This window comes from Corynebacterium choanae (genome assembly GCF_003813965.1).
Classification (GTDB): Bacteria; Actinomycetota; Actinomycetes; order Mycobacteriales; family Mycobacteriaceae; genus Corynebacterium; species Corynebacterium choanae.
Genome location: NZ_CP033896.1, coordinates 136,557 through 151,789, shown reverse-complemented (window position 1 = coordinate 151,789; position 15,233 = coordinate 136,557). Strand labels below are relative to the sequence as shown.

At 57.9% G+C, this 15,233-nt stretch carries 10 protein-coding genes; 3 read left to right on the top strand and 7 right to left on the bottom strand.

Translation table 11 applies throughout. From position 1 onward, the window contains the following. Positions 1–29: 29 nt before the first annotated feature. The 5 genes from CCHOA_RS00560 to CCHOA_RS00540 all read right to left on the bottom strand — a co-directional run bounded on the left by CCHOA_RS00560 (position 30) and on the right by CCHOA_RS00540 (position 8,369). The gene (locus CCHOA_RS00560) at positions 30–2,144 is read right to left on the bottom strand and encodes an alpha/beta hydrolase-fold protein (RefSeq protein WP_245992151.1); all 2,115 of its coding nucleotides are present in this window, start codon (positions 2,142–2,144) and stop codon (positions 30–32) included. A gap of 751 nt (positions 2,145–2,895) precedes the next feature. Next, positions 2,896–3,987, bottom strand: a complete 1,092-nt coding sequence (locus CCHOA_RS00555) for an alpha/beta hydrolase (protein ID WP_123925719.1) — start codon at positions 3,985–3,987, stop codon at positions 2,896–2,898. 448 nt (positions 3,988–4,435) lie between these two features. Next, positions 4,436–5,431, bottom strand: a complete 996-nt coding sequence (locus CCHOA_RS00550; protein ID WP_123925717.1) for a decaprenyl-phosphate phosphoribosyltransferase — start codon at positions 5,429–5,431, stop codon at positions 4,436–4,438. Between the two features lie 297 nt (positions 5,432–5,728). Further along, on the bottom strand, positions 5,729–6,187 hold the full coding sequence (locus tag CCHOA_RS00545) for a phosphatase PAP2 family protein (RefSeq protein WP_245992205.1): 459 nt from the start codon (positions 6,185–6,187) through the stop codon (positions 5,729–5,731). Between the two features lie 232 nt (positions 6,188–6,419). Then, the gene (locus CCHOA_RS00540; protein WP_281273275.1) at positions 6,420–8,369 is read right to left on the bottom strand and encodes a glycosyltransferase; all 1,950 of its coding nucleotides are present in this window, start codon (positions 8,367–8,369) and stop codon (positions 6,420–6,422) included. Between the two features lie 414 nt (positions 8,370–8,783). On the opposite strand from CCHOA_RS00540, the gene CCHOA_RS00535 reads away from it, so the two are divergent. After that, a complete protein-coding gene (locus tag CCHOA_RS00535; protein WP_123925715.1) occupies positions 8,784–10,340 on the top strand; it encodes a DUF5129 domain-containing protein in 1,557 nt (518 codons plus the stop codon). 501 nt (positions 10,341–10,841) lie between these two features. On the opposite strand, the gene CCHOA_RS00525 is transcribed toward CCHOA_RS00535, so the two are convergent. Together CCHOA_RS00525 and CCHOA_RS00520 are read right to left on the bottom strand one after the other, a co-directional pair. Beyond that, positions 10,842–11,183: a metallopeptidase family protein gene (locus CCHOA_RS00525; protein WP_123925711.1), complete on the bottom strand. Its 342-nt coding sequence runs from the start codon at positions 11,181–11,183 to the stop codon at positions 10,842–10,844. Between the two features lie 155 nt (positions 11,184–11,338). Further along, positions 11,339–12,388, bottom strand: a complete 1,050-nt coding sequence (locus CCHOA_RS00520) for a septum formation family protein (RefSeq protein WP_123930532.1) — start codon at positions 12,386–12,388, stop codon at positions 11,339–11,341. A gap of 104 nt (positions 12,389–12,492) precedes the next feature. On the opposite strand from CCHOA_RS00520, the gene serS reads away from it, so the two are divergent. Together serS and CCHOA_RS00510 are read left to right on the top strand one after the other, a co-directional pair. Further along, the gene (gene serS / locus CCHOA_RS00515) at positions 12,493–13,752 is read left to right on the top strand and encodes a serine--tRNA ligase (RefSeq protein WP_123925710.1); all 1,260 of its coding nucleotides are present in this window, start codon (positions 12,493–12,495) and stop codon (positions 13,750–13,752) included. Positions 13,753–14,190: 438 nt separating this feature from the next. Next, on the top strand, positions 14,191–15,159 hold the full coding sequence (locus CCHOA_RS00510; protein WP_245992150.1) for a lysophospholipid acyltransferase family protein: 969 nt from the start codon (positions 14,191–14,193) through the stop codon (positions 15,157–15,159). The last annotated feature ends 74 nt before the right edge of the window (positions 15,160–15,233 follow it).

The window sequence follows — 15,233 nt, the reverse complement described above, 5'->3', positions numbered from 1 at the left end:
CAGGGGCGGGAGACTACAAGGTGGGATGGTTAGCGTCGCCGCTGTTCCACAATCTTGCCGTTGACCTGCGAGATTACCCCGTGTTCAAAGGTTTGTTTGAGGCCGCCGGCCGGGATTGGCTCCAGGTCGGAGGTTGGCCAACCAAAGTCGCCTTTCTCGAAGCCGGTGGTGCCCCAATGGTCGAAGATTGCCCCGTCAAACACGGCATGTGCCCCGGTGACTGGTGACCAGTAGATGTGGCCGTGTTCGAAGTGTTGCACAGCACCGCCGCCGATAGCGATCTCATTGGAGGTTGGTGCACCAAGTTTCGAAGCGGTGGCTTTCATCTCCCCGTATTTGCGGGCAATCAACCCTTGGGAGACGAACACTTTGTCGTCGGCGCGCCGAATCACATAGCCGCCTTGGAATTGTTGAATCCAGGCGCCTTCCAGCAGTTTCGGTTCGGCGACCGGATAGCCAAGCACACCGGTCTCGTAGCCCTTGGTGCCCCACGCGTCGAACATGTCTTTTGGTACTTCCCACGCACCGGTGGTGGGTGTCCAGTAGATGGAGCCGCCGGTGAAGTGCACATAGCGGCCGACACCATCAGGGGTGGCGAGTTCCCCGGTGGTGGGGAAACCCAGCCAGCTGGCAGGTCCGCCAAGTTCGTTGTAGCGGGCACCGATCCGACCGATGAGCACATGGGCACCGGTTTCAGCCGACCAGAATGCCTGCCCGCCGCGGAAGTCTTGCGCTTTCCCACCGGGGACGTCGTATTCGTTGTTGATGCAGGCACCCCACAGGCCGCTGGCGGTGAGTTCACCGATAGCACCTTGTGGTTCACAGTCACTTGCCCGGTCGGCTTTCGCCAAGCCAAGCGAGTCGGCGATATATGGCCAGGCTTGGGTGATCTCAAACTGCCAATATGGCCAGGCGTGCACACCGGATGGTCGGAATTGGGTGACCAGATGCACATCAGGGATGGCGTCGGCGCGACGGGCGAAGGTTTCGCTCGTCATCCGGGAGAGTACTTCCAGCATTTTGCCGGCTTCGTTGGCTTGCGCATCAGCAACCGAGCCGGGGGTGCCGAAGTCGTCCCGGCCGGAGCCTGCGGAAACATACACCGTTTTGCCGCGGAGTGCTTCGATGCCAAGTTTTGGATCGTTGTCAATCCACCGTTGGGAACCGGCCGGCCCCCACATGTTTTCCGCGTGGAAGCCTTCTTCGTTGACTGCCCGGTCGATGGCGGTCGCCATCCCGGCAGAGGTGGTGTCCAAATATCCGGAGAAAGAGCCGACAAAGTTGAACAGATCGGGGCGGTGTTCCGCAAGGTTCACCGCGGCAGTCCCACCCATGGACAGTCCGACGATAGCTCGATCATCATTAGCCCGATAGCCCTTGGCGAGCACTGCCGGCAGTTCATTGGTGAGGAAAGATTCCCACATGTAGTGCTTACCGTTGTCCGGCTTATCCCAGTCAGTGTAGAAGGAAGCAGTGCCGCCGACCGGTAGCACAACGGTGACGTTCTTATCGGCCATGAACTGGGCAATGTTGGTGTGCAGTGTCCAGCCGGAGTCTTCGTCCGTGGCGCGCAGCCCGTCGAGCATCCACAGGGTGGGGAAGGTTTGGTTCGGGTGCGAATACCAGTCGCGGGCAAGCAGCAGCTGTACCTGGATTGGTTCCGCCGGCATCACCTTGGACTGCAGGAAGAGTGCCACCCGGTGGCTGGAGAGCCATTCTTGACGCACCACCGACACCCCGTCGGGCAGCCCGTCGATCTTAGGATAGTCCGTTTTGATTGGGGTGCGAACTGGGACATCGCCCTCTTCAAGATAGTTGAATGGCGACGATGAGCCGAACGCGGAAGACAGCCCGGAGGACAGATCATTGTTCGTGTTCTGCTTTTGCGTAGTGGCAGGCCCACCCGGCTGGGGTGGCCCTGGCGGCAGATTTTCCGCGGCCGGATTGGGGGACTGGTCGGGGGCGGCTGGCGACTCCGCCGGGTTACCCGGCACTTGGGTGGCGGTGTCGGCAGCCGGATCGGCTTCCGCGAAGTGGGTTACAGACATCGGCAGCGCCACAACCACGGCGAGAGCCGCGGGCAGCACGAACGCCGGGGAACGGAACCAGGCACGGCGGGAAGCTGAAGCAGAAGCGTTGGTCATGGTAGCTGTTTGGGTCCTTTTTCGTTTCTATCGCACACGGGGTGCCGATGGCATGCGTCTGATAAAGATTGATCCCCGCGGGTGACGTCGGCCATAGTTGAAAAGCCGGCGCCGCGGTGGCATGGCTATGCACTGTGGTTTGCTTTTCGCCAACATGCACCTGCATGACTGTCGTTGCGCAGGCCAAAGCGCCAGCTTGCCGCGGGGCGAAACCGTTGCAGGTTCCCCTCCTGCAACGTGCAGCCTTGTAGTGGTGCCGCGGCGGCCACGAGCAGCGGTTGCTGCTCTTCTTTGTCCTATGGTGGTCAACGATATGGGTCAGTGAGTGCTCCAGCATCAGTCACAGTAGGTGTTGCCTGCTGTGCGCTGCTGCTGGTTGTTGGTGTCCTTTCCGCTTTGCTGCAGCCTGCGGAATCATCTTTCCTGCGCGGCAGAAGGCAATGTTATACCCGCCAACAGGAAAAACACCACAGTCACAACAATCACAGTGGATAACATTTATCACGTTGTCTCAAGTGTAGGTTCAAGGTTTGTGATTGGAAAGTAGACACACCCACACATGGCAAGAAAATTGTAAAAACTTCTCTCCCCCACCCTCCCCCGGGTGGAAACAGCCCCCATCCCTGTTTCCCGACACAGCCGAATATGCCGTGGCCACCAACCCCACCGATCATCGCAAAACGCCACGCCCACCAAGTAACAGTGAGCGTGGCGCTAACAAAGAATAATGCAGCTGCGACAGTGCAACTTCCTACCAGGCGTTGTGGAAGTTCAAAACGCGGGCTTTCGTCTTGTGGAGCTGATCTTGCCAAATACCCCAGTTATGCACGCCAGCCGGCATATAGTCCACCGTCGGATTCAGCCCGATCGCGCGAGCCTTAATCTCCCAGGCGGCTGTCGAAGAACGAGCCACCTGCTCGAGGGAGAACCCCACCACCTTGTTGAAAGCCGGCAGCCCCTGATCATATGGTGCCGGGAAGCCGGAGGCCGCAGAAACATACACGTCAGTGTTGCGCAACCCCTCCATATTCCAATACGGGTCATTCTCGAAACGACGCGGGGAGAGCACTGTGCCATACATTGAGTTGACGTTGTATCCGCCGGAGGCCAACAGTGCACCACGCAGCAGGGACTGCATCCCTGGGGCGGTCATCGTCAAATACCCGGAAAAGCTCATCGCCTGCTTGAACTGGCCAGGGTGGCGGGCAGCCAGATTCATGGCCGCAGTACCACCCATGGAGATCCCCGCAATTGTGTTGCGCTGCGGATCCACCCCGAAGTGCTGCTGCAAATAGCCGGGCAGTTCCGCGGTTAAAAAGGTTTCCCATTTGTAGACGATCGGCGCATGAGGCGCCGACGAGCCAACCGAACCAGACAGCGATGAACTCAACGCATTCTCGGCGGATTCGCTCGACAAATAGGTTGCCGGCGCCTCCCAGTCGGTGTAGAAGGATCCTGCCCCACCAATCGGCATGATGACGTTAATATTGGAATCCTCGTACAGGGCTGCCGCATCGGTGTAGAGCGCCCACCCGGACTGGTTGTCCTCTGCGCGCATCCCGTCGAGCAAATACAACCCGGCGTTGCCGCCCGCCTTCGAAGGCTGCACCAGCACCGGAATGGTGCGCCCCATTGCCGGGGAGAACACGTCACAGCGCTGTACCCAATGCTGCACCTGCGACCATTCACAAGTTCCGGTGGCGTCTGGTCGAAGCCATTCCCGGTTGCCTTGTGCCTGCGCATCGGTGACACCTGCCAGACTCAAAGAGCCGGCAGTCACAACGCTGAGGGCAGCAAGGGCAAATCGTTTACCGACGGTGCGGGCACGGGCAAACATACTCATAAACGCCTGTTACTTTCTGTGCATGATGCGAGGTTTTCATTCACCGGACAATGACAATGCCGGATGGTCAAAGTATCGGTCGTGGAAGGCACGACTTCTTCAGCGTAGTCGCTTAGCACCACAGGTGACACACCACAACGCCGTATCCGGCGACAGTGTACTACCACCAACGTCGGAGCGCCGTGATAGAAACGTTACATTATCCAGGCCAACCCACATCGCAACACCTGCCAGTTCCCCTGCGGGGACACCGCAGGCGCACACGCCATAGACCAGTGGCTCTCACAGCCCATCGGCGGTACTCGCCTGCTCCGGGAAGGGCAGGCATCGCCCCAGCACACCAGAAACCACTGTGACTGATGTGACAGATGTGAATTGGGATTGTTCTATTATGAACCGCTAACCGCCGCCCCGCAATCACCACCTCCCCCAATGCGGGCAGCAGGCATTACACACCAAGCAGCGGCCACAAATACACAGCAATCACAATGCACACAATCCACAACACTGCTAGCAGCTGCAACGTCCGATCCGAAAGCGCCAACTCATCCGGGGCACCACCATCGCCACGATCCACATCCGCGGCATATCGCAAAATCGCCACAGTAAACGGCACCATCGAAATCTGATACCACACCCCCGCCCCGGAGGCCACCACAGCCGGGTCCTGCGACACATCAAAACCCCACAGCGCATAAGAAATCACCACCGCAGTAGCCGACAGCGTCCACACGAACCGCAGATAGGTGGGCGTATAGCCCTCCAAAGACTTCCGAATCTTCGCCCCCGACGATTGCGACAACAGAATCTCCGCATAGCGCTTACCCGACGCCATAAACAGCGACCCAAACACCGCCACCAGCAAAAACCACTGGGACAGGTGAATATCGGTGGCAACACCCCCAGCCATAGCGCGCAACATGAACCCCGACGACACCAAAGCAATATCGATCACCGGCTGATGCTTCCACCCAAAACAATAGCCAAGCTGCAACACAATATAGACCGCCACCACAATCGCCAGATTCACCCCGGCGGAAGCAAGCAGCGACAGCGCTAAACTGGCCACAATGAGCACCACAGCCATCACGTAGGCAAGCCCGACCGGCAACACACCCGCAGCAATAGGCCGGAACCGTTTCGTCGGATGCGCCCGGTCAGCCTCCACATCCTTGGCATCGTTCACCAAATAAATCGATGATGCAGCCAAACAAAACACGAGAAAAGCCAGCGCAATATCAAGCAGCGTGGACGGGTTCGCCAAAATCGCGCCGCCAGCCGCAGCCGGCGCCGCAACAACAAGCACATTTTTCACCCACTGCTTGGGGCGCAGCGCTTTTATCATCGCATCAGGCAGATTCTTCGGCGGACGCTTGTTCGTCGCCGGTTCAATCCCCTGCGTATGGGGTTCGCTGCCGAGCAGATTCACATCACTGCTAGTCATTGGCTGCATCCTTCACATCTTCTTCACCCGTGCACCAGCTTCACCAGTCACCCACCATTCCACCGCTATAAAAGCAAAAGGAACAAGGCAACCAGCCACGGCACATCCGGTGCAGTTTTCAGCGTCCTGTTGTCAGGCCATCTGGTGGCGCCGCAATACGGCAACACTCAAAACCACCTTAGGCGACAGCATCAACATACCGGTAACAAGGTGTGGACCTCACAAAACCTGACACATGCTAAAGCAGCATCCGGCAGGCAACCAACCCACATCCCAACCATGCCGTGGCATGCACCGTTAGCCCGCCGGACAGGTGAACCGCTTCACCCCCAGCGCCCACATCCCACCAATCAGCGCGCCAGCTGTGACATCACTGGGATAGTGCACACCCACAACCATCCGCGAAGCCATCATCAACGGAATCCCGACAAGCAACGACTGTTGCCCCGTCAACGCCGCCAAACACAGCAGCGCAGTCGTCGACGATGTGGCATGGGAAGAAGGAAACGACAATTTCGACGGAGTAGCAACACCAACCCGCACCTGCGGATCATGCGGACGGCGACGGCGCACAATCCGCTTCAACACCACCGAAGAAGCATGACTAGCCAACACCAGCCCCGCCGAACCTAACCAGCACTGCCGCCGCTTCGAATCAGCCACCGCCCCCAATGCGCACAACGCCAACCAGCCCACAGCATGCTCCCCAAAATGGGACATGCCACGGGCAACCGGCAACACACCAGGCCGATCCATAACCGCCTGCTGTAACGCAACAAGCAGCCGGGTTTCGCCCAACGGATCACCGGCAACCGGCGCCGCCGGGGCTGGTTTACCCGCATCATCCGGACAGCCCGCAAACTGGGTATAGCCGGAAGTTTCCGCATGCAAAGCCTGCCGATCATGGCGATGCATATGCGGATCAGTTCGACGCATCGACGAAGCCGGTGGCCTGCCAGATCCTGCTGCCGAATCAAACGAAGAAGAACTACTCACCGTCAAAAACCTGCTTCCAAGCCGAACGTGAAACTAACTGATCATGCGCTGCCCGATACTGCTCCTGCAACTGTGGGAAGGCAGCCTTCAACTCTTCAACAAGCTGCGCCTGCTCCCGCCACAACTCCCGAGCCTTACCCAAGTCACGTTTCCGATACACCACCCCGGTACCGTCAGCGGTCGTCACCGTCGCCCCATCAACCCGCGACAAACTAAACCAGCGCGCCTCAATCGGGGCGAAATGCGCCTGCGGAACTTCATGATGCACCGGATCATGCGGACGGAAACTATGCACCAGCCCGCGGGCAAGCCGATATATCTTCTTCGGCACCCCTAGCCGGCCACCAACATCTTTCGTCGGCACCCCTGGGGCACCCGACGGTGCGGGGAAAACAGTCGCCGAAGGCACCACCACCGCATCGGAATATTCCTTTCGCATCGCCTGCACCTTCGGCAGCGACGACTCCAACACACGGAACAAATTATCCGGGCCTTGCAGAAAATCACGGATTGCCTCCGACTGGATAGCAACCGTCGAATATTCCAAACACAGCAAATGCTTCAGCGTTGCCTTCTCAATAGAAGACACCAGCCCCTTGACATCACCATCCTGATACAGCGCCGCAACCACCAACCGATTCCGCAAATGGAAATAGGCCTGCCAGTCAATCGCATCATCCTTATCCGACCAGGCCATATGCCAAATCGCGATCCCCGGCCAGGTGGCAGTTGGGAACCCGGCAGCACCCGCCCGCAAACCATATTCGGCATCATCCCACTTGATAAACAGCGGCAGCGGCTGGCCGATCTGCTCGGCCACAATCCGCGGAATCAGGCACATCCACCAGCCGTTATAGTCAACATCAATCCGCCGATGCAGATCCTTCGAATTCCGATCCGTTGGCTTATCATCCTTGTTTCCTTGGAAACGCAGCGGGAACTTCGCGAAATCGTGGTCGTAGCGCACATGTGGGGCAGAAGTCCACATAAACATTCCCCGATCGATCACCTCCCCCATCGAATGCAGATGGCTGCGTTCCTGCAGATTCAGCATCTGTCCCCCGACCAGCATCGGCGTGGAAGCATACCGGGCAACCTGCAATGCGCGCAGCACCGAATCAGGTTCGATCGCAATATCGTCATCCATATACAGAATGTATGGGGAGGCCGCCTGCCCGGCAGCGCCGGTGCCATCGGCTCCACCAAGCGCCTCATACATGATGCGGGAATAGCCACCCGAGCCACCAAGATTCCCCTGCGTAAAGGGGAAGAACCGATCCCCAAATGGGGCAATAGCCGCCGCGTAGTCAGGATGATCAGCAACCCGATTAGTGCCCTGATCCGGCATAATCACCGCGTCAATTACCGCGAACACTTCCTCATCGGTACTTAACGCCTGCAACGCTTTCACCGCATCATCGGGACGGTTAAACGTGGGAATTCCCACCGTCACCCGGGGGGCAAACGGTCCGACCGTTGACCCATTCGGCATCACCTGCGGACCAGGTGCTGCCGTCGCATACCAGCCAGCTTCCGTAATGGTTGCATCAGCGTCAGCAGTGACATCAAACCAAATCCAGCCGCCATCCTCGAAAGGTTTCAACGGCACCACAAATTCGATCGCCCCGTCGCTGACCACTGCCCCGTCAACCGCAATGCGGGATCCGTCAATTTTCGACCGATACACATCAACCCGCAGCTCACCATCGACAACAACCTTCAACACCACCTCGTGCAGCTGTGTCCACCGTCGCCAATAGGAGGCAGGAAACGCATTGAAGTAGGTTTCAAAACTCAACTCGCAACCGGCTGGCACAGCCACACTAGTGCGGCTGTCGAATTTCACCCGCCCTGTGGGTGATGGATCCTCCAACAGATACAGGCTGCGCACATCATGCGGTTCCCCACGGCGGGGCATGATAACCCGTTGGAGTCGTTCCACGGCGTGAGTTGTGTTTGAGCTGGCAGTAGTGGGCACCTTGACCTCTTCGCTAGCGTATCGGGGAAAACAATGAAGTATAGCTTAAGCCTGAGCTGCCGCAGTCCAGTACGGACGCAAACCAGCGTCATACCAAAACTTCGCACCGGTTTTTCAAGCAGGCTGTCACAGCCCCACCTCCGGCAGTGGCCATAGCTTTCCCTCCATCGTAATGCCATCGACGGCGAAGCCCACTACCGCCAATACACTCAACCGTGCCGATGACTTCCCCCGCCATTGCCCAAGCAAGGCTCTGCCCGGGGCAGAACACGATCCACGCTATGGCGTATCCCCTCCTGGCAGCGGCTCCAACACCGTAGCCGCCAAAACAGCATTATTCCGCCATTGGACGGCGATCATTCACTACACTGGGGCGACATGAACCAGGCCACGCATCATGTGTCTCACCCGTTGACTGCTGCTACCGTTGGGCGACGACTCGCCGCCGCCGCAGGGATCAGCGCTCTACTGCTGTGCAGCAGCATTGGGATCACCAACGCATCCGCAGACACCAGGGCCGCCACCACAGTGGTGCAACACAGCCGTATTCCTGCCGCGGCATCCACGCTGCCTGCGACCCCGCTTATCGTGGCACAGGCGGCACCCGCCACAGCAGTGCGCACCACCACCATCTATGATCCGGCAGGGCATCTTTCCGCAGCTGATCAAGACCTGTTGCAACAAACTGTTGCCACCGCTGATTTACCGGCAATGGTCAACACGGTGGCGTTTCTCGTGTTCCCAGACAACGCCGACAACTTCAACGACACGATCCGCGACTATGTGGAACACACCAACGACACGTTGATCTCGCAAGACCGGCAAAAATATGCGCCCGGATCGCTGATTTTCGCGATCGGCCTCGATCCCCGCCGGATCGGTGTGTACGGCGGGGATGATGTGCTTACCGCTCTGGACTATTACGGCCCTGGACGGGAAGCAGCGATCCACGGGGCAATACGCGACGTACTGCGCTCGAACGGTGATCCGAACTTTGCACTCGCCTTCACCCAAGGCTTGACGGCCGCCGCCGACACGAATCGGCGCGAGGAAAACACCACCAATGGATCCGGCAGAATACTTGGATTCTTATCCCTGGGCTTTATTGGGCTATGCGTTGGTGGCGCCGGGGTGTATTCGATGCGGAAACGACGCGAAAACAATGCGAAACTCGCGAAACGCTTCGGCAAATTACAGCGCGAATTTACAGAAGTAGCAATGGATCTACCTTCGCTCGATGTGCGTGCACATTCGCTGCAGTCGGCGCTAGCGGATGATCGTCTGCGTCACGAATGGGAAAACCTGCGCGACGATTTTCTGGCTCTCGACGCATTTGTCGGTTCGGGAGCAACCTTAGATCCCGCGAACAATGATCCAAAAGCATTCGCCAAAGTGAAAACAGACATCACTGCCGGCGAAGCGACTGTGCAACGGATGCGGCGCGCGAAGAAGCAGATTGATGATTTATTCGCCGTTGAAAATGGCGACAACAGTGCCCGGCTGCGTCGTGTCAACGATCTTTACGACGATGCTACGAAAGCGCTTGGCGAATCATCCGGTCAAGAACTTAAAGGACGTCTCGCCGACTTGCTGCAAGAAATCACCTCCCTGCGGGAGGCTGTCGATGACCCATCATTCATTGACCGATATATCGAACTAGTCGACCGCTACAAGTATCTCCTGCAATGGGCTGAAAACGAGTTGACCGACTTGACGAAGGATCGTTCAAAGCATCCGCACCGCTATAGCGAACCGCAGCTGGGCGACAAGTCGTGGCGGGTCGGTAACTATGTGCCATACATTGTGTTACAGGATTGGAATACTTCCGCCTACGAAGCCAACCACCGGTCGACGAGTTCCAATTCCTCTTCCGGTTTCACCTCTGGATATTCTTCCTCCGGGTTCTCCGGGGGCGGCTCTTCCTCAAGCTGGTAGTCATTGTTCTCGACACCATCTACGGCACCAGGTTCCTCACCTGCAAATGAAGAACCTGGTGCTACTTCGATGTTTTTCCGAATAGTTTCTCGATGAGCCCTGTGGTGTTGGGCTGCGGGGTGGTGGCAGGACAGGTACACCGCTGTGCCGGCGGCACCTGCGCCATAACCTGATCGGCGTGCTTACCGCAGCCCGCCCAGGTGGTGTTCCCACATTGCTGACATTGCACCGGTCGACACATCTCGGAGTTCCTTTCAAGAATGCTGTTACATTGAACCTTACTTGGCACAGGCTGCGGCAGAGGTAGCATTACGTATCCCGGCGCGCCAATCCACCGCACACCCCACGTCAACAGCATGGATACACAGACCTGGCAGATGCACCCTGCAGTGTAGTCAACGGTTTGCACATGGCTGCCACCAGCAGGGGCAAGGTTGAAAATGGTTGACTCTGACCGGGTTGCCTTCTGCAAAACTGTGGCGTAGTGGGACTTCTGGTTTTCTACCAGCCCAAGTTGTGGAGTTGTTCATCGTCGAAGCCGAAGTGGTGTCCGATTTCGTGGCCGACAGTGGTGGCGACTTCTTCGATGAGTTCTTCTTCAGTCCGGCAGTGCCGTTTCAACGCTTCTTTATACAGGGTGATCGTTGATGGCAGCCCGGAGAAGTTGCTGGTGCGTTCCGGGAGTGCCACCCCCCGATACAGGCCAAGGACATACGGCGACTCTGGGTTCCAGTCTTCGACAAGGATGGCAACATTGTCGAGTCGTTGAATAAATTGCCTAGGTATCCGGTCAAGACCTAGGTCGACGAGTTCTTCAAATCGTTCGTCGGATACTTCAATCACGCCATTTCACCTCTTGTGCTGCGCTGGTTCGCTGTTGTCTTTCCAACGCCGCAAGGATGGGTCTCGATTCCCTACTCGTGTGGCACACCGGATTGACCTGCAGGTTTCGTTGTGTCGTCGCGACAGATTCCCTTGGCGGGACGCTGCGGCAAACCTTACTGTGGGGCTGGTGGAGTGTCGCCGGCCGGTGGATTGTTGCGCAATGGTCGACGTTCCGGCTGGGGTGGTGGCGGGTTGCCGTTGATGGTGAACGGGCCGGTGGCGCTGCCCTGCAGGGTGGCGAACCCGCCGTCAACATTTTTCACCAGTGCACAGTTCGCGGTGCGGGACCCACCTTCCCAAGAGCGGGGTTGTACGACTGTCCAAAAGAATTCGAGGGTGGAATAGTACAGCGGATCGTCGCCACCTAAATAGTCGATCGCTGCCTGCTGGCACAGTGGTCGCAGCAGCGCATCCTGCTCTTCAATGGAAGGGGTTCGATCGGGGAAGTGTTCCCGCAGATCGACGACTTTCGTGATTTCGAGCGTGTGATCATTCGCGCAGTCGACAATCTTGGTCGCATTAGCCTGGTCGACGAAGATACATTGGCCGACTGCTGCTGCCCGGGACTGATCTTGGTCAACCACCCGACCACGGGTTATTTGCGGGAAACCATCATCGTCGGGGGCTTGCAGCCCGCACAGCATCGTACGGTCGCCTGCCTCCCAAAAGGTGGGCTGCGGCAGAATCAGGGAGATTGAATAGCGCCCATTCGGGTCGAACGTGCCGCCCACATATTCCAGGGTGGGATTTTTGCACAGCTGTTCGCGGAGCTGCGCCTGCCGGGTGACACTTGGCGGCTGCGACTTTGGCCCGAACTCGCTGGAGGGGAACGCCGACAGGTCTGTGCGGGCAGACACCTCAAATCGGTGTTCCACAGCACAGTCAATAGTGCGGAAGTTGCTCATCACTCCAGCGTCGTCCACATCCCAGGTCACACAGTCACCCGGCTGGGCAGTGGTGAAAGAGGGGGCGGTGGCAACCGGGGTGGGGGTGATTGATCCAGTGGTGCTGGTACTACCCGGGGTGCCTTCGGCGACCGTGGCAGGTGCAGTGTCTTGGGCACGCACATAGTCGTAGGCGCCGACTGCTGCCGCCGCCCCTAACGCGACGACGAGCACACTGTTGACGACGGCACTTGAGCGCCACACTTGTTTGCGTCCCATAATGGCACCCATTTTGCCCCACTGATCGGCCAAATGCCAGGCTGCCCCATCGTGTGGCTGCAACTGTGATCTCACCGGCGGCTGTGCAGGGTAAGGTAGACGCCATGATCGATCTGAAACTGTTACGCGAAAATCCTGATCTTGTCCGCCAGTCGCAGCTCACCCGCGGGGAAGATCCGGCGCTGGTAGATAAGTTACTGGCCGCCGACGAACAGCGCCGCGCCGCGATTGTGCGGGCTGATGCGTTGCGCAATGAGCAGAAAACATTCGGGAAAAAGATCGGTCAAGCAAGTCCTGAGGATCGGCCAAAACTGCTCGCAGGCTCCAATCAGCTGAAAGCTGATGTGAAGGCCGCAGAGGCCGAACAGAAAGAAGCTGAGGCGTTAGTTGCTCAGCTGCAAATGTCGATCGGCAACATTGTTGAAGGTGCCCCTGCTGGTGGGGAAGAAGACTTCATTGTGATGGAAACGATCGGAGAGATCCCCACCTTCGATTTCACCCCGAAAGACCATTTAGAACTTGGCGAATCGTTAGGGCTTATCGACACCGAACGGGGTACGAAGGTTTCGGGCGCGCGCTTTTATTATCTCACCGGCAATGGTGCACTGCTGCAGCTGGCGATGCTGAATTTAGCGGCAAAGAAAGCTGTTGAGCATGGGTTTACCTTGATGGTGCCGCCAGTGTTGGTGCGCCCGGAGACGATGCGCGGCACCGGGTTCCTGGATTCGCATGCCGACGAGATTTATCACCTGGAAGAAGACGATCTGTATCTTGTCGGCACCTCCGAGGTGGCCTTAGCCGGCTACCATTCTGGGGAAATCATCGACCTGGCTCAAGGACCGTTGCGCTACGCCGGCTGGTCTTCGTGTTTCCGCCGCGAAGCAGGTTCCTACGGCAAGGACACTCGCGGCATTTTGCGGGTTCACCAATTCGACAAGGTCGAGATGTTCACCTGGTGCAAGCCGGAGGAGGCAGCTGCAGAGCACGAAAAACTCCTCGCAATGGAGAAAGATATGCTCGCCGCAGTGGAAGTGCCCTATCGGGTGATTGATGTCGCCGGCGGCGATCTAGGATCGTCTGCTGCCCGCAAGTTTGATACAGAGGCTTGGGTGCCCACCCAGGAAACCTATCGGGAGCTTACCTCTACTTCGAACTGCACCACTTTCCAGGCTCGCCGATTGAAGGTGCGCTACCGTGACAACGATGGTCGTACCCAGCCGTGTGCCACCCTCAACGGCACGTTGGCGACGACCCGTTGGCTAGTTGCGATTTTGGAAAACCATCAGCAGGCCGATGGCAGTGTGCGGGTTCCTACCGCGTTACAGCCATATGTTGGCACTGATGTGCTGCAGCCGGTCAAGTAACATTCCGCGGCTCTGCTGCGCCGTGTGATTAGTCAAGCGCCCACAAGATGACTGTTCCTTCCTGGAAAGCCGCTTGGGGCGTTTGTTTTTGCTGCCTGCTTGCAGCAGCAGTGTCGGATGTGTTGCATAAGGTTGTGCGGGTTGTTGTCGGTTTTTTCGCTTGCACGCTGCGGTATCACCACACACCATCGTGACCTGGTCGCTGTTTTCCGCCAGTCCGATGGTGGTTCAATCCCGCCGCCAGGTAGGCTTGGACGGTGAGTGTTTGCTGTCACCGCTTGCAACAGCAGCTGTCTTACCAGTGAGAAGACTAGTGTGCTGTTGCGATACGTTTCGCTGCACCGCCGCTGACCACCATGATCGAATCTGCGCAATCCTCTCGTTGTTACCAGGGCTGCAGGGTTCGGCACGCATCTGCTTCGATTGGAGAGCCTCGTTATGCTTCGACGGAACACCCCGGACTATCACCAGCAGGGAATGTTCCGGGTTCCTGCCGACCTACAGCAGGTTGATCTTCACCATTCCGAGGCGGTCGAAACGTTCTACAGTGGGGTGACCCGCGCAGTTCGGGCGGTGATGCGCGCCCAAGATTTGCAGATCACCGTCGACGGCGCGGAACATATTCCAGCGAGTGGCGGGGCGCTACTGGCAATCAACCACACTGGCTATTTTGATTTTGTGTTCGCGGGTATTCCAGCCTATTTGCGTGGTAAACGACTTGTTCGGTTTATGGCGAAAAAGGAAGTGTTTCAGCATAAGATCACCGGACCTGTGATGCGGGCTATGAAACACATTAGTGTGGATCGTTCGCAAGGACGCGGCTCGTTAGAAGAGGCTGTTGATCGCCTCAAAGAGGGGCAGCTGGTGGGGATTTTCCCCGAGTCGACGATCTCGCGATCTTTCCTCATTCGGGAAGAGTTAAAGACTGGCGCAGCCCGGATTGCGGATCAGGCCGGGGTGCCGCTTCTGCCGGTGATTGTGTTTGGTTCCCATCGGATTTGGACGAAGGAACAGCCGAAACATTTCGGTCGCCACAGTATTCCGATCATGATCGAAGTTGGGCCACCGCTGGAACTGTCTGGCGACTCGGAAGCTGACACGGCGCTGCTGCATGAAACCCTCGAGGAGATGCTCGACCGGGTAATCAGCCGCTATATCGAGCTTTATGGCCCATTTGATGACCGGCCATATTGGTTGCCGCAGCGCTATGGTGGTTCCGCCCCGACCCCAGAACAGGCACGGGTGCGGCATCAGAAAGAATTGGCGATGCGGCGGCAGAAGAAGGAACAGAAGCTTAACCGCACCATTGAGCGGAAAGCGACTTCCGCAATGGAGAAACTCACCCCGAAGGGGCGCACATTGTGGGCGAAAGTGAAACGCAATGTGCGCCGCTTATTGCGGCGATAACGGTGGCCACGCTGTTTGCGTGTTCACTGTTGCTGGTTGCGCTGCCAGCTGCCGCAAATGCGCCGGTGTAGTTA

Bases quoted from the DNA above. Each gene is read 5' to 3' on its own strand.
- CCHOA_RS00560 (WP_245992151.1), bottom strand. From the start codon at position 2,144: ATGACCAACGCTTCTGCTTCAGCTTCCCGCCGTGCCTGGTTCCGTTCC.
- CCHOA_RS00555 (WP_123925719.1), bottom strand. From the start codon at position 3,987: ATGAGTATGTTTGCCCGTGCCCGCACCGTCGGTAAACGATTTGCCCTT.
- CCHOA_RS00550 (WP_123925717.1), bottom strand. From the start codon at position 5,431: ATGACTAGCAGTGATGTGAATCTGCTCGGCAGCGAACCCCATACGCAG.
- CCHOA_RS00545 (WP_245992205.1), bottom strand. From the start codon at position 6,187: ATGGATCGGCCTGGTGTGTTGCCGGTTGCCCGTGGCATGTCCCATTTT.
- CCHOA_RS00535 (WP_123925715.1), top strand. From the start codon at position 8,784: ATGAACCAGGCCACGCATCATGTGTCTCACCCGTTGACTGCTGCTACC.
- CCHOA_RS00520 (WP_123930532.1), bottom strand. From the start codon at position 12,388: ATGGGACGCAAACAAGTGTGGCGCTCAAGTGCCGTCGTCAACAGTGTG.
- serS (WP_123925710.1), top strand. From the start codon at position 12,493: ATGATCGATCTGAAACTGTTACGCGAAAATCCTGATCTTGTCCGCCAG.
- CCHOA_RS00510 (WP_245992150.1), top strand. From the start codon at position 14,191: ATGCTTCGACGGAACACCCCGGACTATCACCAGCAGGGAATGTTCCGG.